The organism is Methanocella paludicola SANAE, from assembly GCF_000011005.1.
Taxonomy (GTDB): domain Archaea; phylum Halobacteriota; class Methanocellia; order Methanocellales; family Methanocellaceae; genus Methanocella; species Methanocella paludicola.
Genome location: NC_013665.1, coordinates 265,563 through 288,695 on the forward strand (window position 1 = coordinate 265,563; position 23,133 = coordinate 288,695).

Sequence of the window (23,133 nt, forward strand, 5' to 3'; positions counted from 1 at the left end):
GGAGATTAATTATTAATTATTCATAGCTTGGTCGGCAAGGGTATAGGCATGCGGTTTAATAAGGACAATTATGCACAAATGAGCATTGACTTTCTTATAGGGATCACTATATTCATATTAGCATTCTTGTTCGTGATGATGTCCATACCACAAATGTTTACGCCGTTCCAGTCCAACTCAGATGAGCTAACCATGATTGCAGACAGGGTAGCTTCGACGCTAGTCGAGAACACGCTGGCTTATAGAGTAGTTGAGACTGATACAATATTAACAAGTATCATAGACATTGATAAATTCGATAATACTTATAAAACGGACCCTCCTACTTTACTTTATAGCGAAGTAGGGCTTGATAATCAAAAGTATTGTATAGAGATTGATATTGAGCAATTAAAAGTTGATAATACAATTCATGTTACTGATTCAATAATTGATACAACACATCCTTTAGGTAATCAGAATGTTGGTCAAAGCCGTCGATTTGTTATAATTCGCAGCCCTGATGAAAATAATGGATGGACAGACACGAAGGCTGTAATTGTGGTGAGAATATGGCAATGGGCGTACTAGGTGACAATGGTCAGATTTCTACAGTAGAAGCTATAACAGCAGCTATAATCATGATTTCTGTAATTGTTCTTGTAGTACAGGCAACTTCTGTAACTCCTCTCACGTCATCTTTCACTAACCAGCATATCAAGTTAGAATTACAAAATATAGGCATGGATGTACTTACTACTCTTGATGAAACGCCTTCGGTGAACGATGGGAACCATGACACCCAGTCAATGTTGAAAAAAAGTGTAACGGATTGGATTAATAATTATTATTGTGATTGGTTTACATGGGCTAATAATGCTGATAAATATAAAAGTCAGACCAATCCATTGAATCCTAGTCTTAATATTCCACTAGGAGACCAATTAAGCTACCTGTTGGCATACTATGGTATAGCTTACAATGTTGAAATTCGATATTCTGATATTAATAACAATGTTAAGATTACAAAGATGATTTGGAATGGGAACCCATCTGATAACTCAGTAACGGTTTCCCGTTTTGTGGTATTACACGATGAAGATATCTTGTATAGAGATCTGATACCAAATTTTGGCCTAACTACAGATTTTTACAATATCGTCGAAGTGAAAGTCACATTATGGGTGATGTAAAATGCGTGAGGACTCAGGACAGATGATGCTTATCAACGCTTTCATGCTAGTGATAGTAATAGTTACGATCACTCTCATGTTGAATAATATCATTTATTCGAGTAACATGGCTTATGCAGGATTTATGGACCAATCACGCTATGACGATATTTCCCTCAAAGAGGCAACAGCAAAAGAAGCATCTCATGCATATTCTATATACATTACTCATCCTTCTAACTATGATTATGATAAACATATTGATGATTATGAGAGAGCTCTCAATAATTTGATGAGTTTAAAGGGGAGGTATGTTGAAATAACTTCGACAGAATACCCTACTCCGAGCCAAACTCTCGGCATTTCTGTTGAAACCATGACTACTATGACTACTTATGGTAACGATGCAAAGCTCTCATACGTTCTCTATACAGGAGATGATGGTAAAACACCTCCAACTCCGACTCCTATTGCATATGGTGATGTCGCTAAAGTGGAACTATATCAATCTAAGGTAAGTATGGTAAGTAGCCCAGATGCAAACGTTCTCAAAGATTATGTCATATTACGTGCCGTAGTAAAAGATGCTAGTGGTAACTTAATTCCAAATAAAGCTGTACAATTCCAATTAGATGATAGGGAAGATGATAAAGGTCAGACGATACCGGCAGATTATGCATTTTTGAATCTAGATCTTAGTACACCTCCGCCGCCACCTCCGACTGATTCGAGTGGCCAAGTTAGAATAGCATATGTTGATAAGAAAATAGATGCAGGAACTGCGTATATATCTGCGACCTGTGATGGAATAAAATCTTCCACTGTTCAGATAGCTGTATCACCCCCGCTCTGTGATAGCCATAATATCGATTTCTATGATCCAATCATAATCCCGGTTGATAATAACCCAAATAAGAATAAAGGGAGATATTTTGTTATATTGCCTGTAAAGTTCGTCGGCTTCTTAAACGGCAAAGTAATGACAGATATAGATGCTGGAGTCTCAGATAACATTATTATAAAGACATCGCCAGTGTTCTACACGAATTATAAATCGTCATATAACGATGTGATAGTAACCGAAATTCAATTGGATGATGAAAATGATCTTAGTACATATTGGCTGGAATTAACTTTTGAAGTCCAAGCAACTTGTACACAGTGCACTCCAAATCGGCCATACGATAAAATATGGACTGTGACTATAACCAGAGAGAAGCAATTGATGCCGCCACCAACACCTACCAATCCGCCATAATATAGAGGTCCCATATGTCAAGAATCATTTCAAAGAATAATGAAGGAGTAAACATTATTCTAGAATATCTTTTGATGATGGTGATTACCATCATCATGTTCTCAACCATGGTCCTCTTGCTGAATGATATCCAGAACCGTACAGATCGTATTGTCCTTAACGAAGAGTTCGAAATAATATCCAATGATATAGCTAATCGGCTCTCAACTTTCTCAAGCGAACTTTATCTCAATCAGCATATGGACGATGATGAGAAAGCCATCATAGACGATCAGAATGCCGGTCGTCCTGACCAAGAAATATATTTTGACTTACCGGAACTAGTAAAGGGCAAACAGTATAATGTAAAAATTGAACATATAAGCGGTAATATTTACACTGTCACAGTAGCTTCTACGTCAAACTCTGATATAGTATCTAAAACGACTTTTTCAAATAAGGCCCAAGATGACCTAATAAGCATAAATGAAATTGAATTCAATAGCCAACCTGGTAAATATATGATATCATACGATAAGGATAATAAACTCATCACTATGGTAGGGATTGGATGAGAGAGATCATATACTCAGATGAGGCTGTATCCGAGTCTCTTGGATTTGTGTTGATTGCGTGCATAATTACGTTCGCAATATCACTCGTAATAATGCTAGGATACCCTGTATATGTGAATAGTATTAACGAAGCTCATATGCAAAATATGGAAGAGGGCTTCTACCTGTTATCGACAAATGGTAATATGGTCGCTATGTACCAATCGCCTGCACAGTCGAGCGAGTTGAAGCTAGATAACGGTGCACTATACACGCGTATTGATGGTGAAATTAGCGTAATCTGCAAAGATTCTGCAAATAATGTTATCAACCCTTTTGACACCCCCTATCCATTGACATCGCTTGAATATCAACTGGGTAATATGAGAATAGCTTATGATTTAGGTGGTGTATTTAAAAAGGATGGTAGCTCATCGATAGTATTGAAAGAGCCCCCAATATACTATAAAACAGCCTTAGTGGTGCCCGTAATTACAATACAGAATTCTATAGGGTCAATTAGTGGTAAAGGCCTTACAAGGATCACTCTTAACTCGCCTTACAGCTCAAAAATATCTAGTACTGTTAGCTATCAAAATGCAAAAATATACACACATGTAAAATCAGTGCAAATTAATATTAAGTGCGATTACAACGATGCATTACAGCGTTATTTTAAGGATTCCCAAGGGTCGCTTCAGTTTGATAGCGCAATTATTGATTCGAATGGCGTACTTATAGCTACGAAAACATACCCTACAGATATAACCGTATATATAACACCCAGCTATGTCAACGTTAAAGTGAATTGAAGATACTCTATGACGGATAATGTCATCGGAAGCGGTAATATGAGAATATTTGACAGTGAAGAAGCAGTATCGGAAGTATTCGGGTACATCATAATCCTCGGAATATTAATAGCAGCGCTAGGCGTAATATTAATTTATGAATCGCCTTCGATACAGGACACAAAGGACAGTGGCCAGATGAGCCAGAATGAGCAGGCATTTACCGTACTTGATTCTCGGCTGAGTAAGGCCCGGTTTAGCACGTCGATATTCCAGGAAGTCCCGTTCAAGGTGACAGATGGCACAGTAAAAGTGGATGACACTAGTAGCAAGATTACCGTGACTGATATTGAAGAAGATTTATCAGGTAATATTATCTCTACAACTCAACTCTACAGCGAGAACCTAGGCACATTGAAATCCATAGGTAAAGATGTCGAGATTGGCTACGAGGATGGTGGTGTATGGGAGCTATATCCAAATGGAGGTGGCTCTATCATGATATCCCCCCCAGATTTTAATTATAATGGTATTACGCTTACGCTTCCAGTTACTCTCATAAGATCTGATAACACTCTGAATGGTTATAGCAGTGCAGGGTATAGTAATAGCATTGCTGTGATTGATGCAGAATCCACCGGCATATCGACGATTAAATACCCTAATGCTGACAAAGGCTGGGCAAATCCTATAGCGACAGGCCATTATATAGAGGTCAAGATTACTTCTGATTATGCTAACGCATGGAAATCTTATTTTAACGAACGTGTAGAGGGTGCTGAAGCTACTATAGATCCTGGTAATCCGAGGACTGTGATAATTAGGCTTTCTAGTGGATGGCCTCTGCAAACCGGTTTGTATAGCGATGGGTTTACTACGTCATATATGGAGACGACAGATACAAATATACCACTAGATGAGTTCATGTTCGATTTATTTACTGTCAATCCAGGTAACGACTTCTGGCTTACCTATGGCGTAAAACCGCAGGGCGTTACGACACCTGATCCACAGCTATTAATTTATATGTGTCGACATCTTGGAAACCAAAACAAGGATTTAGCTGATATCCGAATACAATACCAAAAGGGTTCCCAGATTGAAATATTCGAGGGTACAGTACCATTTCATAGGAAAGTCGATAATGAAATTTATATCGATATGTTAAGTCATGATGAAACATTGACATATCGGGCTGATTCTTCCCCGAAAGCTATTACTTGGGGCTCGGACCCGAGTAATCCTGACCCAGGTATAGCAGCTGGTCTTGATAATGGTGCGGAAGTATCTATAGGAGACACGAGGACTTTATATGATGTATCACAGCATTATATGTGGCTTATGGCATATGAAGATCAGAACAACGGCAATTTGTATAATGGCCCACAATATGTCGTATATAGTACTCACGACTATTCCCCTGGTAACCCGCACCCAAATAAGAAGGATTTAGAGGATTCTAAATTTACACTGAAATATAAGTCAAAGCAAGATATAAAATATCTTTATATTACTGAAGGTACGCTAAAAATATCGTTAGGTGGAAAATCAGCATAAAATCCTCTAATGGCCCCTTGTCGTATGGGGCCTTATCTTTTTTAACATTACTTAAAATAGCGATTAGTCTTTCAAAACTAATTTATACCAATCGCTCCTACATTACTTACCGAAAATTCCGTCAACAAGTGATCATCATGAAGCTCAACCCAACGCAGGTGAAAGAAAAGTACGGCCCGATGTTCTCGCAGCGCTTCCTGACCATGGTGGACAGCTCGAGGAACGTCGCCGAGATCATCGAGACGTGCGCCGTGAAGGGCACCATCGAGTGGGACGCCGTGAACCGTTGCAGGGCCGGCGGTGCCATCCAGTGGTGTGAGGTCGAGGGCACGACCATGGTCATGAGGGCCCGGCTGGGCGAAAGCCCGATCAAGTTCGGCCCCACGGATGTAGAGTACGGCGGCCAGGGCCTCGAAGCCGTCCTAGTGGATGGCGATAAAGTTATCACCAAATGGGCCGGCTGCGGCGGTGCCGGGCTGGGCGTTGCCGCGTGCCTCACGCAGGCGCCTGGTGTGCTTCACGCCATCTATCCTACAGAGGAGGACATGAAGGTCGGCGGCGCCAGGGCGAACCGCGTGGAGCTCGTCACTCCGCTCTACGAGAAGGTCACCATCGGCATCGACGATACGGATAACAAGGAGGGCGGCGCCACCTGGGTGCTGGCGCTCAAGGCCAGCAAGATGGCCGCGGCCATCGATGGCGTGCAGTCCCTGAACTTACGCCTCATACAGCTTTTCCCTAAGTCCCCCCACAAGACCACCAACTGCGTCTCTTCGGCCATCACATTCGCCGCGAGGCCGGACGCCGTCGACAGTCTCATCAAGAGCGTGGTCGCCACCGTGAAGAGGGAGACCCGCTCGAGTAAGACGGGCATCGCCGTGTACCGCGGCATCGGCATTTCCCCGGCGCTCAACGCCTTCGGCTGGGAGGTCAAGAAGCACCTCGTCACCGTTGAGACGGTCGAGGAGAACGCGAAGGGCACGGGCATCGAGTTCATCGACCTCTTCCCGAATCGCGAGGGCCGCATCGGCGCTCTCGCCGCCGTGGCGCTGTCCGAGGAGAGGACGGACGCTGCCGCGCTGTATAACGACTGCGCTTTGCCCCTCATCCGGAGATGAGGCCTCATCAAGAAGTGAGCGCGATGCTCTGGGAGACCATCACGGCCCGGGCCGTGGTCAACTACGCGAACATCGCCGTTGGCGTCGGCCCTCAATATGCGGATAAGACCGTCGATGCTGCCGAGAAGGCGGCTGAAAGAGGGTTCGCTAAAGTCACGCTCGTAAGCTCACGACCATTAAAAACGGCGCTGGACGTAGTGGTCTCTGATAAGCCCGATGAGGCGCTCATACAACTTTTAAAGGACGGCAAAGTGGATGGCCTTGTCCGTGGCTCTCTGGGCGCAAACTCCACGCTGCGGTCGCTCAGGCGCATCATGGGCCTGCAGAAGATCCTTCGTGTCTCACTGCTCAAGGCTCCCTCCGGGCGATTCTTCTTTTTCGCTCCCGTCGGCGTGGACGAGGGCTGGACCGTCGCCGATAAGGCGGAGCTCGGGGAGGCCGGTGCCACTCTAATAAAGAAGTTCGGCATCGAGCCCCGCGTGGGCGTGCTGTCTGGCGGCAGGATGGAGGACCGGGGCCGCTCTCCCCTCGTGGATAAGACCATGGACGACGCCGAGGCTGTGGCCGCGGCCCTGAGGGCGAAGGGCATCGACGCTAAGCATGCCTCCATACTCTTCGAGGATGCCATCAATGAGTACGAGTACATCCTGGCGCCTGACGGCGTCTGCGGCAACCTCATGTTCCGCGCGCTATGCCTGGTCGGCTGCGGCGAGGGCTATGGGGCCCCCCTGGTGGGCACAGACATCGTTTACGTGGACACTTCCAGGGCCGGGAGCGGCTACGAGCACGCTATTTGCCTGGCGGGCGCCATGGCATCGAAAAAGTAATCCGCATTTATATCAATTTTTATATTAGTTGACACTATCCGTTCGCTCAATATGTTCTTTTACTTATGCCGTATTGCCTGTGGAGCTGGATCCCTTCGGTTGGTATCACGAAACCACGAAAGACTTTTTATATCCCACGTAAAGCCCGAAATCACCAAGTTCATGCCGGGCGTTTAAAACACGAAACAACCTCCCTAAGGGCTCCAAAACACTAAAGGATAGAAACACAAGAATGGCATGAACTCCAATGGTTATGCTTTTTCTCGTGTTTCAATCCTTTCGAGAGGTTCGTATTTTAGAGAGGTTGTTTCGTGTTTTAAACCCCAAAGCATCTACCTTTGTGCATTTCGAGCCTTACGTGGGATATAAAATAAATTCGTGTTTTCGTGATACCGACCGGAGGCGCCCGCTCCACAAGAACACTGGTATAACTAAAAGAGCACTACACCTGTTAGGAGGCAGTACTTGAGTCGTATTAAATAGAAGCGGTAAAAGAGTAAGACTATTACCACGATAATTTATCGCCAATTATTAGCTGCGCCTTTTCGATCGTACCCGCAGGAAGCTCAATAGCATAACGAAAGCGGCTTTTTGGAAATGCGGTGCCTATCCACGGCCTCAGGTTCAACTTCATATCCACGATCTGCTTATCGGGATCCAAAAATACAACATCGATCGGAAAAAAGACAAAAAGCATGTGAATGCCGTCGTACGTCTCACGGCCCATGTCGAACACCAGGGCACCGCTAAAGCTCCTGCGGAACATGAGGCCCACGGCCCGACTCAGGAACGAATCCGCAAGCTCCACGTCCGCAGAAACGACCCGGCCGTCACCGGTAATAAGGCTCATCAAGGAGCCTATGATGAAAAACTATATATGAATATTGGAACTAGGTACTCAAGTCGTGGGCTAAATGGACCTTATTGTATTCTTGCTGAGCTTTGCCATCATACTCATAGCGTGCGAGTTCTTCACCAACGGCGTCGAATGGACCGGCAGGCGGTTCAACCTGTCGGAGGGCGCGGTCGGCAGCGTGCTCGCCGCCGTGGGAACGGCCCTTCCCGAAACGCTGGTGCCGCTGATCGCCATCCTGATGATCGGGGGCGATGCCGGCCACGAGATCGGAGTGGGCGCCATACTCGGAGCCCCGTTCATGCTGGCCACGCTGGCGCTGTTCATCTGCGGGCTGTCGGTGCTCATCTTCGCGAAGCGGCGGAATACGCGCACGCTGCATATTAACGGCAAGCTCATACGCCGCGACCTCAAGTTCTTCCTGCTCGCCTATGCCCTGGCGGCGGTCGCCGCGTTCACTCCGCCGGAGTTCGGCATATTCAAGACCATACTGGGCTTCACGCTCATACCCCTTTACATCGTTTACACGATCTACACGCTCAAGACCGGCGAGGCGGCCACCGGGGGCGATGACATGAAAGCCCTCTATCTCGACAGCGTGATCAAGCGGTGCATTCCGGGAAAAGCGGATAAGGACTGCCCGGCCCCGCGGGAGCCCTCTACGGCGCTCATCATCGTCCAGGTGCTCGCCGCGCTGGGCGCGATCATCCTGGGCGCCAACCTCTTCGTCAACCAGATCAACGCCATCGCCATGTTCATCGGCATCAATCCCCTGATCCTGTCGCTCGTGATCAGCCCGATCGCAACGGAGCTTCCGGAAAAGTTCAACAGCATGCTGTGGATCCGTGAGCGCAAGGACACCTACGCCATCGGGAACATCACCGGCGCGATGGTCTTCCAGAGCTGCATTCCCGTTACGATAGGCATCTTCCTGACGAGCTGGCACCTGAACATCGCGAACCCTGTGGAGCTCCTTGAGGCTATGACTATAGGCATCGCACTCCTATCCGGCATCATATTGTACATCGAGTCCAGCCACAAGGAGCTGAAGATGTCCGGCCTGATGATCGGCGGGCTGCTCTACGTGCTGTTCTTCGTCGCCGTGCTGCTGAGCATTTAAAAAAATTTCTTTGCTGTGTTCCTAGTGGGGCGAAATTAGTTTGGTCGGTATCTCGAACCTCTCCAAAGGAATTAAACCACGAATTTTTCTTTTAGATTTTACTCACTAAACCCCTAAGCCTCGAACTCACCGTCAACGCACGAACTCCCTAATACTCGGGGCATTGCACGAACGCCCGAAGCCTCAAACCCAAAAAGAATGCTCGAAAGCTCGAACGCACGTTCGAAACGCTAAACGACATAGCACTAACCCTCCAAGGCTCGGCTAAACCGCCAACGACACTAAAACCCCTAACTACGGGGAACGACCGGGCTCTTAGAGTGTTCGTGCTCCACCGTTTAGCGTTTCGAACGTGATTTAGAGACTTAGAGCCTTCTTTTCGGGTTAGCGCGTTAGAGGCTTAGAGCACTGCCCTGAGTATTCGAGAGTTCGGGCATTGACGGTGAGCTAGAGCATTCGAGGTTTAGTGAGAAAAATCTAAAAGAAAAATTCGTGGTTTAATTCCTTTGGTGATGTTCGTGATACCGACCGAACAAATCAGCGCCGACAGGAAACACAGACCGGGCAACCAAGGTGAAATATTTTAAGGCCCTATGACGGCTGTGATGTCCGTTATCGGGGGCATATTGCGCTTATGCTCGTTGTCCCGGACCCGCTCCATGATGCGGGTGAAGGTGGCCTCGTCGACGCCCGTCTCTTTTTGGATTTCGCCGTAGGAGAGCCCCAGGTCGTAGACGCCATACAATATTTTATCCAGCGCCTCGTATGAGATGCCCATCTCCCCTTCGTCCGTCTGGCCCTTCCATAGCCCGGCCGACGGGGGCTTTTTAATGATGGCTTCGGGCACTCCGACGTGCTTCGCCATCTGGCGCACCCTGGTCTTATAGAGGCCTGCGATGGGGAGCAGGTCGACGCCGCCGTCCCCGTACTTCGTGAAGTAGCCCATGAGAAGCTCGGTCTTGTTGCCCGTGCCCAGCACGATACGGCCGTCCAGGTTCGAGGCGAAGTAGTTCATGATCATGCGCACCCGGGGCTTCACGTTCGCGTATGCCAGCCGGCATTCTTTCGGGCCAAGGTTAGGCCGGGCCGAGTACACGGCCTCCACGATCCCGCCGATCTCGATGAGCTCGTAGTCCATGCCGAGGCTCTTCGCCAGGTCTCTGGCGTCCTCCATGTCCCCGGGATCGCTGGTCGCCCTGTCAGGCAGCAGCAGTCCAAAAACGTCCACTACCCTGGACGCCAGCACCGCTACCAGGGCCGAGTCGATGCCGCCGCTCAGCGCCAGGATGGCGCCGTTCATCTTGCTCGTCTCGACGGCCCTGACGATGGACTCCTCGATCGCGTTCTCGCACTTCACCAGCTCGTCCTTTGAGAGTAAAAGGCCCTTCATCACCCCATATTATGCTCTGCGGGGCTTAAAAGATTGTTATTAACATTTTTAATAAAAGCAGCCTTTATGTTCTTGGTGTAATATATGGCCCGCCCTTACCCCGAGTTGCTGGCAGTCCTGGGCGCCGTGCTTTTCGGGGCCAGCGCGCCACTTTCCAAGGTGCTTCTTGGCGAGGTCGATCCCGTCCTTCTGGCCGGCCTGCTTTACCTGGGATGCGGCATGGGCCTTCTGGTCTTTAAATTTTTACTTCATGTTTCGGGTGCTCCCGGAGGATTGCCTCTGGGCCGTAATGATGTGCCCTGGCTGGCCGGGGCGGTGCTGGCCGGCGGAGTGGCGGCACCGATCGCGCTGATGATCGGGCTGCAAAATGCTCCCGCCGCGACGGCATCGCTCCTGCTGAACTTCGAGTGCGTGGCCACGACGGTGCTTGCTGCCTTTCTCTTCCAGGAGTATATCGGGAGGCGCATCTGGCTTGCTGTCGGCCTCATCACCGCAGCCAGCGCCGTGCTCTCCTTCGGCAACGGGCAGTTCGGGCTATCGTTCGGAGTGCTTGCCATTATCCTGGCCTGTGTGCTCTGGGGCCTGGACAATAACCTGACGAGGAACATCTCCTCGAAGGACGCCCTTTCCATCGGCATCGTGAAGGGCCTCGTCGCGGGCACTTTCTCTCTCTTGCTGGCTCTCGTTCTGGGGGCCCGCCTTCCGGCGTTACCTGTAGCATTGGCCGCGATGCTCCTGGGAAGCCTGAGCTACGGCCTTAGCATTGCCTTATTTATCCTGGCCATGCGGCACATCGGGGCCGCCCGCACGAGCGCCTGGATGGGCACCGCCCCGTTCGCCGGCGTCATCATATCGTTCATCATATTCCGATCTGTGCCGGGCGTCACGTTCCTCATCGCGCTGCCCCTCATGGTATTTGGCGCTTTATTGTTATTCGGCGAGGAGCACGCCCACACGCACATCCACGTCCACGGGACCATCACTCACGAGCACGTACATGCCCATGATGGCCATGAGCATGGCCACGAGCACAGTAGATGAGCAGCGTAATTGTAAATTATTTCTATTTTTATATCGTAGCATAACTGTTCGATTTTAAGTCACTAAGCCTACGAAGGCACTATTCTCACCACAATGGCACGGAGTTCACGAAGGCTCACAAAGACTTTTTTAGATGGAGGGACAGAGGTCACAAAGACCGGTTCATTGGCGATAGGGCACAAAGGATACAATGGCACAATGAATGAACAAGAGAACTTTTTGCCATCGTGCCATTGTCCCCTTTGTGCCTCTTGACCCAAAAAGCATGCTCTGTGACCTTAGTGGCTCACATTTAAAAAGGTCTTTGTGAAACTCGGTGCGCTCCGTGCCATTGTGGTGAGAATAGTGCCTTCGTAGGCTTAGTGCCTCAAAATGAGCTAAATATTAGAAAATGCCCCAATTAAAAGAGTAACAAATTAGATTTTGAGTTTGCCCGCAAGGATATCCTTGTTAGCCTTCTCAAGGTCCTTATGCGTGCCCACGTCGCTCCAGTAGATGCCCGTGGAATCGTACCCGCAGAGCTTACCCAGCGCAGCGATCTTCGGGAACACGTCCGTCTCGATGGAGCCCACGTCGGGCATAAAGTCAACGACATCGGGCTCAAGCACGTAGAGCCCGGCGTTCATCTTAAAGGGCAGGACGGGCTTCTCCCGGAACTGCTTGATCTTATTCCCGTCGAGGTCGATGATGCCGTAGGGCGATGTCATGTTGATCATGTTGATAGTGCCCCAGCACTCCATGCCCACGTGGAATGAGACGATGCCGGAGATGTTCGTATTGGACACGATGTCGCCGTTCATGACGATGAACGTCCCGTCGATCTTATCCTTAGCGGCCTTTATCGGGCCCGCAGTGCCGAGCCGGTTATTCGGGTCCTCGTAGGAGTACTCGATGTGCATGTTGATCTTGCGGCCGTCGCCGAAGTACTTCTCGACCTGGTCACCGCACCAGCCCACGAGCAGGACGGCCTCGTCGATGCCGTGTTTGCTCAGTAATTCCAGCTGGTGCTCCAGGATGGGCTTGCCGCCCACCTTCACCATGGGCTTTGGCAAATTATCGGTAAGGGGCTTAAGCCGCTCTCCGCGGCCGCCGCACAGTATGAACGCCTTCATGTTATCTCACGTTATAGTAGTCCTTGATGCGGACCGTGTCCTCGAGGAACGGGGTGGAAACCTCGTGCAGTACCGTGTTCTCGGTGGCAACGATCGTGTGGGGCACGTTCGGCTCGATGCGGACCGTGTCGTTCTTCCCGAAGTGCTCCTTGTGGTCCTCGAACTCGATGTAGCCCACGCCCTCGATGATGTACATGGTCTCGTCCTTCCGGGGGTGCTTATGGAACGAGGTCTGGTACCCGGCCCTGATGTACAGCTCCTTCGTAAGATATTTGTCCGTGCTTATCAGCACTTTCTCGTATCCCCAGGGCTTGTCGGTCTTGTTCCTGTACTCCTTCCTGACCTCTTCCAGCTCTCTGACCGTGTCCACGGTCGCCCAGAACACGCCGTCCTCCCGGTAATACCCGAGGCTGCTCGCCTCGGCCAGCCGCGGGAAAAGGGCGTGCTCGAGGGTCTTGCCCTCGAAGCCTGAGACCGGGACGTCGTGGTTAATGCAGTAGATGCCGCCGTTGATGTAGTACTCCAGCACCGGCTTCTCCTTGAACGACCGCACCTTGTCGTCGCCTAGATCTACAATACCGTAGGGGCTGCGCATGCGGGTCACGAACATGGTGACGGGGTAGGGGTTATTCTTGTGCTTGAGCATCATCTTCTTAAGGTTGGCGTCGGTGACAACGTCGCCGTTCCTCACGACGACGTCCTCGCCTTTTGCGAGTTGCATGCCGGCCTTGAGCGCGTTCAGCGTTCCCAGCGGCTTATCCTCTACATGATAGGAAATTTTGACGCCCTTGAACTTATCGCCGTACCGGGACTCGATCATATCGCTCTTGTAGCCCGTGAGGAGTATGGCCTCATCGATGCCGGCCGACGCAAAATCGAATAGCTGCTTATCCAGTATAGTGACGTCGTCCTTGATCTCGACGAGCGGCGCAGGAGTATTGTCCGTGTAAGGCTTTAGCTTCTTGCCGGAGCCGCCGCAGAGTATCATGCCGATCATGAAAACCACCCGATGAATAACCCGTGATACATTGAACTCTCTCCTATCTAGCTCGCTCCCCTTATTTAAAAACTTTTTTGGCCTTCCAGACCGTATCGGCCCGTTTCCCCGGATATCTTTATTGTAGTTCATCATATTACCCTTTTTCATGACCGTTCACTTTGTCCCGTGGGACACGTCCCATAACCTGCTGAGCCGCGCGGAGAAGCTTTACGAGGCCGCGGGCACGCTCGACTGCGTGGCCGAGGGCGACCTGGTCGCCGTCAAGCTCCACGTGGGCGAGCTCGGCAATCCCTATTATGTTCAGCCCTTTTTCGTCCACCAGCTCGTGCAGAAGATCAGGGAAGCGGGCGGGAAGCCGTTCCTTACCGACTCGAACACGTACTACCTGGCGCAGCGCAACAACGCGGTGGACCACTACGAGACGTCCCTGGCCAACGGCTTCGGCTTCTGCCAGTTCATCGCGGCGGACGGCCTGAGGAGCGAGAGCGGGCGGCTCGTGAGCACGAAGGGAATATTAAAGGGCATAGAGGTGTCCGGGGCCATCGCGGAGGCGGATGCCATGATCGTCGTGTCCCACGACAAGGGCCACGCGCTGACCGGGTTCGGGGGCGCCGTCAAGAACATGGGCATGGGCTGCACCACCCGGGCCGGAAAGCTCCGGCAGCACCGCACGGTGGGCCTGAAGATCGACGAGTCCAAATGCTCAGGCTGCGGGCTCTGCAGGAAGGTGTGCGAGATGGGCCTGCCCGAGATCGTGGACAAGAAGGCGAAGAACGTCTCCAGAGAGTGCATGCGCTGTCCCGTGTGCATGGAGGCCTGCCCGAAGGGCGCCATCAAGCTTCTCAAGAAGGAGAACCTGGGCAGGGCGCTGGCCTCGGCGGCCTACGGCGTGCTCTCCACGTTCGGGAAAAATAAGACCTCCTTCGTGAGCTTCGCCGATAACATCACCCAGTACTGCGACTGTGTGCCCGCTCCGGGCCACGTGGTGATGAACGACATCGGCATCTTCGCCTCGAGCTCGCCAGTGTCCGTCGACGCCGCCTTTCTCCAGAAGGCGGATCACAAGTATTTCAACGAGGCCTACGACGTGGACTGCTGGACCCAGGTCAAGGAGCTCAAAGAGCTCGGTATCCAGGGAGAGCTGAAGCCGAAGATAAAAGAGGCCTAGGCGCTACCGGGCGGCAACGTCCGGCTTCGCCCGGTTCTCATCGCTCAGCACTTCCTCCCAGAGCAGGTCGTAGTCCTGAGGCCTGTTCAGGAACTCGAGCTTCGAGATGTCCCTGACGAGGCCGTACATCTCTTTTCCTTTGCCCATCCCCACCTTCGTGATGTTCGTGGGCTTCAGGAACCGGATATCGGGTATGTGGTCGCACCGCCCGTTCCGGATGATGCGCCCGTCCGCGAGCTCGAAGTACGCTCCGCCGCCGCACTTCTTATAGGGCTCGTAGAGGGACGAGAAATCCCGTGAGACCCAGTTAGACATCTTGAGCTCTTTGTTGGATGGGTTGATCGTGACGTGCCCGTATCCTGGCGGGATGATCACATGGTCGCCCTCGCCGGCCTCGACCATGACCACGTCCTCGATGCGTCCGCCCTCGCACTTCTGTAATAAGTAGTGTGCCATGCCCCTGAGCACCTCGTAGACCTCTGGGTACGTGCAGCACGTGCCCGGCACGCAGGGATGATAGTGCCCCGCGGTCTTCACGTACTCGGCGCCGAGCTTTCCCGGCGGTATCACCGTGATGTCGAAGCGCAGGTGATTATCGAGCATCAGCGACCGGTCGTTCCTGCTCATGGCCAGGTCACGGTACATGTAATACAGGTCCCTGTCCGGGGCGGTCTTGAGCCAGTCGATGTCGTATATGACATCCCTCATCTCGCTTAGCTTTCGCACGTCGGGCTCTACCTCGTTCTGGCCGAATCGGAGCGCTCTTTCCATCGATACACCATGTCTATATTCGAAACCTACCTTTATATTTTTTAAGGAAGGTCCGGGCAAAAGCAGTAACCGAATTCTTTATAAGGCGGGGGCGACGAGACGTTATAATTATGGAAGAGGTTGACCAGAGTAAGGTCTTTTTCGTGTGTAGAACCTGTGGCTTCGTGTTCCAGGAGGACCCCGACGCTTTCCCGGTCCGCTGCCCTCAGTGTGGAAGCGAGGATACCGCGAGGACATAAAATAGATAATAGCGGCCTGAAGGCCGCAAAATAAAATTCACTTCATCTTGTTTAGGAACCCCTGCAGGCCTGACCTGTGGCGGTTCTCGTCCGCGGAGGCGCGCTCGAAGAAGGTAGCTGCGTCGTTGTTGCCCTCCTCCTTCGCGATGCGGGCGGCGTCCATCTTCTCCCTGGTGGCCATCGTCTCGCCGCCGAGCATGTACTCGAGGTTCTCCTTCGTGCCCTTGATCTTGTCCAGCATGATCGCCACTTCGCAGGCGTGGCCAGCCTCTTCCATGGCCAGGCCGCGCAGGTAGGTCGCGACCTCGGGCATGTTGTCCAGCTCGGCCTTCTTGGCCATGGCCAGGTACAGCCCGACTTCATAGGTCTCGCCGGTGAAGGTCTGTTCCATGATCTTGGTTAACTTCGACATGTAATGACTCCTTTATTTTTTATCTTCTTCAACCTTATGCATCATGCCTCTGCGGGCTCCGCACTTCGGGCACAGATGGGGCCGGATAGCGGCCCTGGTCACGTTCCCAGAGGCCTCGCATATAAAGCTTAACATAGGGTCTCCTCTTAGCCAGTCGTTTTTTGTTCGTTTGCCATAGAACATATTTGTGGATTTCCTATAAATGGTTTTTCATCTGTATTTTAATCCACTCAAAAATCATTAAAAACTTTGAGGCGCTTCAGGCCCTCTTCGAGTCGCTTCGTGGCTGAAAACGTCTTCGTGAGCGCTTATTATACTTAGTGATGCTTATCTCGTTCGGACGAGCTTCATGGCCGTATAAAACAGGAGCGCCATGACCACGATGGACGCCAGGAGGGCGCCGTAGAAATCGGGCAGCAGGTGCATGCCGAACGTAGCGTAGAGTATGACGCCGCAGATCAGGAGCGTCCCAATGGACACGGCCAGCATCATCTTCGCCGTATCCTCGAAGCCCCGGAAGTTGAACGAAAAGCCCCGGCCCATGGGCCGTTTGGAGCGGGCACGATAATTATTGCGGGACGACAGGGATTTCTTGCCTTTTCGCCTGCCTTCGCCCATCCCGCCTCTATTACCTGCTATCTGTCCGCCGTTAAACACCTGGTCGGCGTCGACGTCGTCGTAGCCGCCGAGCTCTTCCATCGAATCCATCCCCATGTGCTCACCCTCTTATCGCAGCTCGGGCGGCAGCAGGTTAGGGATGCCGTCCTCGATGGGATAGTTCTCGTTACACTTCTTACAGTGAAGCGTGCCCTCGATGACCTCGGGGCCGCTCTCCTTTTTTACCGTGAGCTCCAGGTCGCCCTTGCAGACGGGGCAGCACAGGATGTCCATCAGGTCCTTTTTCATTTTATCACTTCTTATGATTCCGCAGGTCCACAATATCCTTCTGGTCCGGGCCGGTGGATAACAGCGTGAACGGCACGCCCGCGTCCTTCTCGGCCTGCTTCACGAACTCCTTGACATTCTCCGTGAGCTTATCGTATTCCTGCACGCCCTTCACCGCCGGGTCGATGCGGTCCAGGCCGGTGATGGCCGCCTGGGTGGCGCCGTTGATCATGGCCGAGTACCGGGCCATCTTCGGGTCCCAGTATCCGATGCGCCTGGCCCGGCCGGTGACTGTGCCGAACTCCGCTATGCCCCTCTTCTGCGCCTCTTCCGGAGTCATCTCGGTCTCGAACGGCCCCTCGCCTACTCTCGTGGGGAACGCCTTGAACACGACGACGACCTCGTCGATCTTCGTGGGCCCGACGCCCACGTCCGCCGCCAGCGAGGACGCGGACGTATCCTTCGAGGTGACGAAGGGATAAGTGCCATAATAAAGGGAGATGCCGAAGCCCTGGGAGCCCTCGATGATGAGGTTCTCGCCCCTGTCGAGGGCATCGTTGCACTCCTGAGAAACGTCAGTGAGGTACTTTTTAAGGGACTCCACGTCGGCGGCCTGCTTCGCGCTGCGCATCACCCGCTCCTTGTTGGCCGGCCCGCACCCCGTGCCCGTGGTGCCGATCTTCTTTGCAAGGCGCTCCGTGCCCTTGTCCTCGGCGATGTGCTTCTCCTCGATGATGGAGCAGCGATAGTCGACGCCGATGCGGCCGCCGCAGCCCAGCAGCTTGACCTCGCGGTCCAGCACCACCGGGTCCACGAGGACTCCGGCGCCTATGAGCAGCCTCGCCTTATCGTAAACAAAGCCCGAGGGGACCATGCGGACCCCGTACTTGACCCCATCCTTGTAGACGGTGTGTCCGGCGTTCGGGCCCACGCCTCCCCGCGCGATGATGGAAGGATGTTCAGTATAAGCGATGTGGGCGACGATCTTGCCCTTGCCCTCGTCTCCAAAAAACCCACCGACAACGATGGTTGAAACCATTAGTAAGACTCTCCATCTAACGTATACCGACTCTTTATTAAAAAGGTTGCCGTATCCGGATAGTCGCAAGTACGTCCGTAGCTTACGGAATGCCTATATTCTATGGCGCCGATTTTAATTTAATGAAGGCTTCGACCGTTATTCTCTTTGTGGCCCTGACAGCATCTGCAGCAATGTGTTTCGGCTGTATATCGAACGCCGATGGCGAGAAAGGCACGCTGTCCGGCAACGTTACCGTGGGGCCGCTGACCCCGGTGGAAAGGGTCGATGCGACGCCTATCCTTCCGGCGCCAGAGGTCTTCACCAGCCGCCATCTCATCGTTTACGAAGCCGACGGCATGGCGAAGGTAGCCGACGTTGGCATCGTCCCCGCGGGCTATTACGGCACGTACAGCGTGTCCCTGGCTCCGGGCACATACGTTCTCGATTACGTGCACCAGGGCATCGGCCGTGCCAGCCCGCTCCCGATGAAGGTCACTATCGAGGCTGGCAAGACCACCATCGTGGACGTCGACTTCGATACTGGCATACGGTGAGCCCTGACATCGCCAATGCATCGCCAGGGCCCACTAATTTTTCGCCATATGACTGATTGAACTTCTGGAAAAATGCCTTATTTCCATATTAATTTTATAACCTGAAACGTTGGAACATGTTATAGAGGGGTATATGAGGGTAAGGAGGGATGCGCGAAGGCCGTCACTGCCATGACAGCCGTCGTGCGAATTACCATCTTCGCGGAGGGCGCCCCGGACGCTCTGGCATCACCCGCTGTATCGCCCGGTGCTGGACCATTAAAATCACCCCGCACTTGCCACTTCCCCGTATGGGGGAGCAATTAGTTCTTGGCCGAACCCGCGGGCGCTTCCGCTTTCCCCTCGCTATGTATCATAGCGTCGTATAGTATGGCATTAGCAGGACCCGACGGAGATCAGAGGGTTGATCATCGCAAGAGTAAGGTCGCCGTTGGGTCGTTAAAAATGGGCTTTTTTATAAAGGACTGTGACTTCGGGAATTTATTTATACTCCTTTCATCAAGTTTAAAACCGAGTGGACGCATGTTCGAGGAGCTACAAGCCATCGTCGGGCCGGAAAGGGTGACCCGGGATCCCGGGGAACTGTACTGTTATTCTTTTGATTCTTCATACGTGAGGGGCCATGCCGACTACGTGGTGCGGCCGAAGAGCGCCGAAGAGGTCGCCGAGATCGTGAAGGTCGCCACTAAATATAATACGCCCATAGTGGCCAGGGGCTCGGCGAGCGGGCTCACCGGAGGCTCGGTGCCCGTGAAGGGAGGCATCGTGCTCGACATGACCGGCATGAACAGGATACTGGAGCTGGAGGTCGAGAACCTCCAGGCGGTCATCGAGCCGGGCATCATCCACAAGGAACTGAACAACGAGCTCATCAAGCACGGCTTCTTCTTCCCTCCGGACCCGGGGAGCAGCGACATGTGCACTGTCGGGGGGCTCATCGCCAACGGCGGCAGCGGCATGCACTCGGTCAAGTACGGCACCGTCAAGGACTACGTGCTGGGCCTGGAGGTCGTGCTCCCCAGCGGGGACATAATCAACACTGGCTGTAAAGCCCCTAAGACTTCGTCAGGTTACGACCTGACCCGGCTATTCATAGGCAGCGAGGGCACGCTGGGCATCGTGACCAAAGCCCGCCTCAGGATACACCCGCTTCCCGAGACAAAATCCATCATGATGGCGACGTTCGGCCGCATCGAGGACGCGGGCAGGGCGGCGGTCTCCGTGCTCTCGTCGGGCGTCATACCGGCGGCCATGGAGATCATGGACGGGAGCGCCATCAAGGCCGTGAAGGAGCTCGACCCCACCCTGGAGGTGCCGGACGTGGAGGCCATGCTCCTGTTCGAGGTGGACGGGTACAGGGAGAGCGTCACGAGGGAGGTCGGCCTGATCTGCACTATATGCGAGCAGTGTGGGGGCACGACGAGGGTCGCAAAAAATAAGAACGAGGAAGAGCGCCTGTGGGCGGCCCGGAGGCTCGTGGGCGTGGCCATCACCAAGCTCAACCCTGGAAAGGTCAGGGTCTACGAGGCCGAGGACATAGGGGTGCCCATCAAGGACGTCCCCTTTATGCTTAAGAAGATCCAGGAGATCGGCCGAAAGCACGGCATGTCGCTGGTGACATACGGGCATATCGGCGACGGGAACCTGCATACGGGTATCGCCATCAACCCCAGGGACGAGGCGGAGTGGAAGCGGGTGCACGCCGTGAAGGACGACATCTACGATGTCGTTTTGAGCCTGGGCGGCACGCTCCCCGCGGAGCACGGCGTGGGCATCATCAGGGCCGACTACATGGCCCGGGCCCATGGGAAAGGCTATGAAGTCATGAAATCCATAAAAAAAGCGGTGGACCCGCAGAACATCATGAACCCCGGCAAGATGGGCATGTAAGGGTAACATTATGATCCAGGACCATATCGAGGATATCATCAAGTGCACCAGGTGCGGGCGCTGCAGGGCGCTCTGCCCTATCAACGAGGAGCTCGGCTGGGAGTCGACGAACGCCCGGGGCCGGATGCTTCTCGCGAGGGCGCTGGCAGAGGGCGAGAAGCCCTCCTACGCCATGAAGAGGTCGTTCTATACCTGCCTGACGTGCTCCATGTGCACCTCGACCTGCCCCTCCGGCGCGAAGCCGGACGACGTCGTTGAGGATGCCCGGCGGGAGATGATCGCGCAGGGCAGCGCTCCGCCTTATTACGATACTATTCTCGAGAACATCACGAAGCACGGCAACTCCCTGGGCGATACCGGCCCCCGGAACGCCTGGGTGCCCGAGGAGCTGAGGCTTAACAATGGCAGTGCGGACGTCATCTACTGGTCCGGCTGTTTAACTTCGTACAGGCAGCAGCAGACCGCGCTGTCGAACCTTAAGATATTGAGCCGTTTCGGCGCGAGGGTGCTCGATGACGAGAGGTGCTGTGGCTCCCCGCTATTGCGCCTGGGCGGCGATTCGGTCGCGCTCGAGCACAACAGGAAAGAGATCGAGAAAAGCGGCGCGAAGACCCTGGTGACCGGGTGCGCGGGGTGCTACAAGACCCTGAGCGAGAGCCTGGACATCGAAGTGCTCCACGTGACGCAGTTCCTCGCAAGGCACGTCGACGAGCTCCCCCTCGAGAGGCTCCCGTACCGGGTGAGCTACCACGACCCGTGTCACCTTGGCCGGTGCATGAAAGTTTATGACGAGCCCCGCACCATAATAAAGCGGATCTGCGAGTTCGAGGAGATGGCCACCAGCAGGAGCCTGGCGAAATGCTGCGGCGGCGGAGGCGGGGTCCGTAGAGGATACGGCGACCTCGCAAGGAAAGTGGCTAAAAAGCGCCTCATGGACGCGCCGGCGGGCATCGACTATATCATAACAGCATGCCCCATGTGCCACGCCAACTTACAGGACGCCGGGGGCAAGGTGCTCGACATATCCGAGCTCGTGCTCATGTCGATGATATAGGTGAATACGATGGCAGATGTAGATCTCAAATACGGGAAGGGCCACTTCGAGGTGAACGTGCCAGATAAGAACATGGCCGGCATCATCCTGCCTAAAGAGATGACGGGCGTGAAGGACGAGCAGGCCGAGATACGCAGGGCGCTGGAGAACCCCATAGGCTCTCAGAGGCTCAGGGAAAAGGTGAAGAAGGGCATGAAGGTCGTCGTTATCATAAGCGACGCCACCCGGCCCTGCCCCTCGTATAAATTTTTACCGTTATTACTGGACGAGATCAACGCGGGAGGCGTGCCGGACGGGGACATCACCGTTGTCATCGCCCTCGGCAGCCATAGGCGCTCCACGCCCGAGGAGCAGAAAGCCCTCATGGGCCCGGCCTTCGGCCGCGTCCGTAATATCGGCCACGATAAGCACGACTGCAAGTACGTCGGCACCTCCAGCTTCGGCCACCGCATCGAGATCTTCAAGGAGGTCGTCGACGCCGACTTCATCGTGTGCACCGGGAACACCGAGTACCACTATTTTGCCGGATATTCGGGAGGCGCCAAGGCGGTACTTCCGGGATGCGCAAGCCACTCGACCATCGAGATCAACCACGCGATGATGGTAGATCCAAAGGCAGAGACGGGGAGGCTCGACAGCCCCATACGGCAGGAGATCGACGAGGTCCCCGGCATGATGAGGAACATCGGCTTCCTCCTGGACGTTGTCCTGAACAGCAAGAAGGAGATCGTCGCGGCCGTCGCGGGGGACGTGATGGAGGCCCACAGGGAGGGTGTCAAGTACGTCGATCGCATGTACAGCGTTAAAGTGCCGAAGGCCGACATCGTGGTCACCAGCGCCGGCGGCTACCCCAAGGATATCAACATGTACCAGGCGCAGAAGGCGATGGATAACTGCAAGCACGTCGTAAAAGAGGGCGGCACCATGATCCTGGCGGCGCAGTGCCAGGAATGCCTGGGGAACGACGTGTTCGCCTGCTGGGTGGACGAGGCCACGACCATCGAGGCCCAGGCACGGCGGATGGACGAGCACTTCGAGCTCGGCGGGCACAAGGCGTCCGTCATAGCAAAGACCGCCATGAAGTGCGACATACAGCTTATCTCTGAGATTCCCGGGGAGACGGTGCGCAAGATGTTCCTCACCCCAGTGAAGTCGCCCCAGGAAGCCCTGGACGCGGCCCTGAAGAAGTACGGGCCGGATGCAAAAGTGCTCGTCTCACCATATGGCGGCATGGTGCTCCCGAAGCCGCTCGAATAAATTTTACCGGGCCGTCCGGCCCGCTTCTCGTTATTGTCCAGGCCATATTTATGCTAAATTAAAGGTTTATATCCTAAAAAAATGTCTTTACCCCATATAAGCTTTTTATTCTAACGCGTCGAGTATTGTTT

25 protein-coding genes are annotated in these 23,133 nt (G+C 53.1%); 16 read left to right on the forward strand and 9 right to left on the reverse strand.

Translation table 11 applies throughout. The features are described 5' to 3' along the window. The first annotated feature begins 192 nt into the window (after positions 1–192). The 8 genes from MCP_RS01345 to mtxX all read left to right on the forward strand — a co-directional run bounded on the left by MCP_RS01345 (position 193) and on the right by mtxX (position 7,235). On the forward strand, positions 193–570 hold the full coding sequence (locus tag MCP_RS01345; protein WP_128859883.1) for a hypothetical protein: 378 nt from the start codon (positions 193–195) through the stop codon (positions 568–570). After that, on the forward strand, positions 552–1,172 hold the full coding sequence (locus MCP_RS01350) for a DUF7288 family protein (protein WP_231845129.1): 621 nt from the start codon (positions 552–554) through the stop codon (positions 1,170–1,172). Before MCP_RS01345 ends, MCP_RS01350 begins: the two co-directional genes overlap by 19 nt. Before the next feature lies 1 nt (position 1,173). Next, positions 1,174–2,409, forward strand: a complete 1,236-nt coding sequence (locus MCP_RS01355) for an Ig-like domain-containing protein (RefSeq protein ID WP_012899014.1) — start codon at positions 1,174–1,176, stop codon at positions 2,407–2,409. Positions 2,410–2,423: 14 nt separating this feature from the next. Beyond that, complete coding sequence (locus tag MCP_RS01360) at positions 2,424–2,963, forward strand: hypothetical protein (protein WP_012899015.1); 540 nt, start codon at positions 2,424–2,426, stop codon at positions 2,961–2,963. Beyond that, positions 2,960–3,754, forward strand: a complete 795-nt coding sequence (locus tag MCP_RS01365) for a DUF7289 family protein (RefSeq protein WP_012899016.1) — start codon at positions 2,960–2,962, stop codon at positions 3,752–3,754. The genes MCP_RS01360 and MCP_RS01365 overlap by 4 nt, the downstream gene beginning before the upstream one ends. Before the next feature lie 9 nt (positions 3,755–3,763). After that, positions 3,764–5,290, forward strand: a complete 1,527-nt coding sequence (locus MCP_RS01370; protein ID WP_012899017.1) for a DUF7289 family protein — start codon at positions 3,764–3,766, stop codon at positions 5,288–5,290. Between the two features lie 137 nt (positions 5,291–5,427). Continuing rightward, positions 5,428–6,408, forward strand: coding sequence for a tRNA(Ile2) 2-agmatinylcytidine synthetase (locus MCP_RS01375; RefSeq protein WP_128859884.1), 981 nt, complete (start codon positions 5,428–5,430; stop codon positions 6,406–6,408). Positions 6,409–6,431: 23 nt separating this feature from the next. Then, positions 6,432–7,235 (forward strand): methanogenesis marker protein Mmp4/MtxX, encoded by an 804-nt coding sequence (gene mtxX / locus MCP_RS01380; protein WP_128860114.1) that lies wholly within the window; start codon positions 6,432–6,434, stop codon positions 7,233–7,235. Positions 7,236–7,740: 505 nt separating this feature from the next. Here the strand turns inward: mtxX and MCP_RS01385 are convergent. After that, a complete protein-coding gene (locus tag MCP_RS01385; RefSeq protein WP_012899020.1) occupies positions 7,741–8,085 on the reverse strand; it encodes a DUF192 domain-containing protein in 345 nt (114 codons plus the stop codon). Between the two features lie 64 nt (positions 8,086–8,149). Here MCP_RS01385 and MCP_RS01390 point away from each other — a divergent pair, with 64 nt between their 5' ends. After that, positions 8,150–9,208, forward strand: a complete 1,059-nt coding sequence (locus MCP_RS01390; RefSeq protein WP_012899021.1) for a sodium:calcium antiporter — start codon at positions 8,150–8,152, stop codon at positions 9,206–9,208. A gap of 583 nt (positions 9,209–9,791) precedes the next feature. On the opposite strand, the gene MCP_RS01395 is transcribed toward MCP_RS01390, so the two are convergent. Continuing rightward, positions 9,792–10,598, reverse strand: coding sequence for an NAD+ synthase (locus MCP_RS01395; protein ID WP_012899022.1), 807 nt, complete (start codon positions 10,596–10,598; stop codon positions 9,792–9,794). Positions 10,599–10,682: 84 nt separating this feature from the next. Here MCP_RS01395 and MCP_RS01400 point away from each other — a divergent pair, with 84 nt between their 5' ends. After that, positions 10,683–11,639: a DMT family transporter gene (locus MCP_RS01400; RefSeq protein WP_012899023.1), complete on the forward strand. Its 957-nt coding sequence runs from the start codon at positions 10,683–10,685 to the stop codon at positions 11,637–11,639. Positions 11,640–12,055: 416 nt separating this feature from the next. On the opposite strand, the gene MCP_RS01405 is transcribed toward MCP_RS01400, so the two are convergent. Continuing rightward, positions 12,056–12,751, reverse strand: coding sequence for a nucleotidyltransferase family protein (locus tag MCP_RS01405; RefSeq protein ID WP_012899024.1), 696 nt, complete (start codon positions 12,749–12,751; stop codon positions 12,056–12,058). 1 nt (position 12,752) lies between these two features. Then, positions 12,753–13,748, reverse strand: coding sequence for a sugar phosphate nucleotidyltransferase (locus MCP_RS01410; protein WP_012899025.1), 996 nt, complete (start codon positions 13,746–13,748; stop codon positions 12,753–12,755). A 148-nt stretch (positions 13,749–13,896) separates the two neighbouring features. Between MCP_RS01410 and MCP_RS01415 the strand changes: the two genes are divergently transcribed. Then, entirely contained in the window at positions 13,897–14,919 is a 1,023-nt protein-coding gene (locus MCP_RS01415) for a DUF362 domain-containing protein (protein ID WP_012899026.1), read from the forward strand. A gap of 3 nt (positions 14,920–14,922) precedes the next feature. Here the strand turns inward: MCP_RS01415 and MCP_RS01420 are convergent, their stop codons facing one another. Beyond that, complete coding sequence (locus tag MCP_RS01420; RefSeq protein ID WP_012899027.1) at positions 14,923–15,690, reverse strand: glucose-6-phosphate isomerase family protein; 768 nt, start codon at positions 15,688–15,690, stop codon at positions 14,923–14,925. Between the two features lie 110 nt (positions 15,691–15,800). On the opposite strand from MCP_RS01420, the gene MCP_RS16105 reads away from it, so the two are divergent. Continuing rightward, the gene (locus MCP_RS16105; protein WP_269445993.1) at positions 15,801–15,929 is read left to right on the forward strand and encodes a hypothetical protein; all 129 of its coding nucleotides are present in this window, start codon (positions 15,801–15,803) and stop codon (positions 15,927–15,929) included. Between the two features lie 37 nt (positions 15,930–15,966). On the opposite strand, the gene MCP_RS01425 is transcribed toward MCP_RS16105, so the two are convergent. The 4 genes from MCP_RS01425 to MCP_RS01440 form a co-directional block, all read right to left on the reverse strand. Then, the gene (locus tag MCP_RS01425; protein WP_012899028.1) at positions 15,967–16,341 is read right to left on the reverse strand and encodes a ferritin family protein; all 375 of its coding nucleotides are present in this window, start codon (positions 16,339–16,341) and stop codon (positions 15,967–15,969) included. A 327-nt stretch (positions 16,342–16,668) separates the two neighbouring features. Further along, positions 16,669–17,055, reverse strand: a complete 387-nt coding sequence (locus tag MCP_RS01430; RefSeq protein WP_012899029.1) for a hypothetical protein — start codon at positions 17,053–17,055, stop codon at positions 16,669–16,671. Between the two features lie 12 nt (positions 17,056–17,067). Beyond that, a complete protein-coding gene (locus tag MCP_RS01435; RefSeq protein ID WP_012899030.1) occupies positions 17,068–17,247 on the reverse strand; it encodes a methytransferase partner Trm112 in 180 nt (59 codons plus the stop codon). A 4-nt stretch (positions 17,248–17,251) separates the two neighbouring features. Then, the gene (locus tag MCP_RS01440) at positions 17,252–18,265 is read right to left on the reverse strand and encodes an adenylosuccinate synthetase (protein ID WP_012899031.1); all 1,014 of its coding nucleotides are present in this window, start codon (positions 18,263–18,265) and stop codon (positions 17,252–17,254) included. 122 nt (positions 18,266–18,387) lie between these two features. On the opposite strand from MCP_RS01440, the gene MCP_RS01445 reads away from it, so the two are divergent. From MCP_RS01445 to larA, 4 genes are all read left to right on the forward strand, one after another. After that, the gene (locus MCP_RS01445) at positions 18,388–18,801 is read left to right on the forward strand and encodes a hypothetical protein (protein ID WP_128859885.1); all 414 of its coding nucleotides are present in this window, start codon (positions 18,388–18,390) and stop codon (positions 18,799–18,801) included. Positions 18,802–19,323: 522 nt separating this feature from the next. Further along, complete coding sequence (locus MCP_RS01450) at positions 19,324–20,691, forward strand: FAD-binding oxidoreductase (RefSeq protein WP_012899033.1); 1,368 nt, start codon at positions 19,324–19,326, stop codon at positions 20,689–20,691. 10 nt (positions 20,692–20,701) lie between these two features. Then, positions 20,702–21,745: a (Fe-S)-binding protein gene (locus MCP_RS01455; RefSeq protein WP_012899034.1), complete on the forward strand. Its 1,044-nt coding sequence runs from the start codon at positions 20,702–20,704 to the stop codon at positions 21,743–21,745. Positions 21,746–21,754: 9 nt separating this feature from the next. Then, entirely contained in the window at positions 21,755–23,002 is a 1,248-nt protein-coding gene (gene larA, locus MCP_RS01460; RefSeq protein ID WP_012899035.1) for a nickel-dependent lactate racemase, read from the forward strand. Positions 23,003–23,133: the final 131 nt, after the last annotated feature.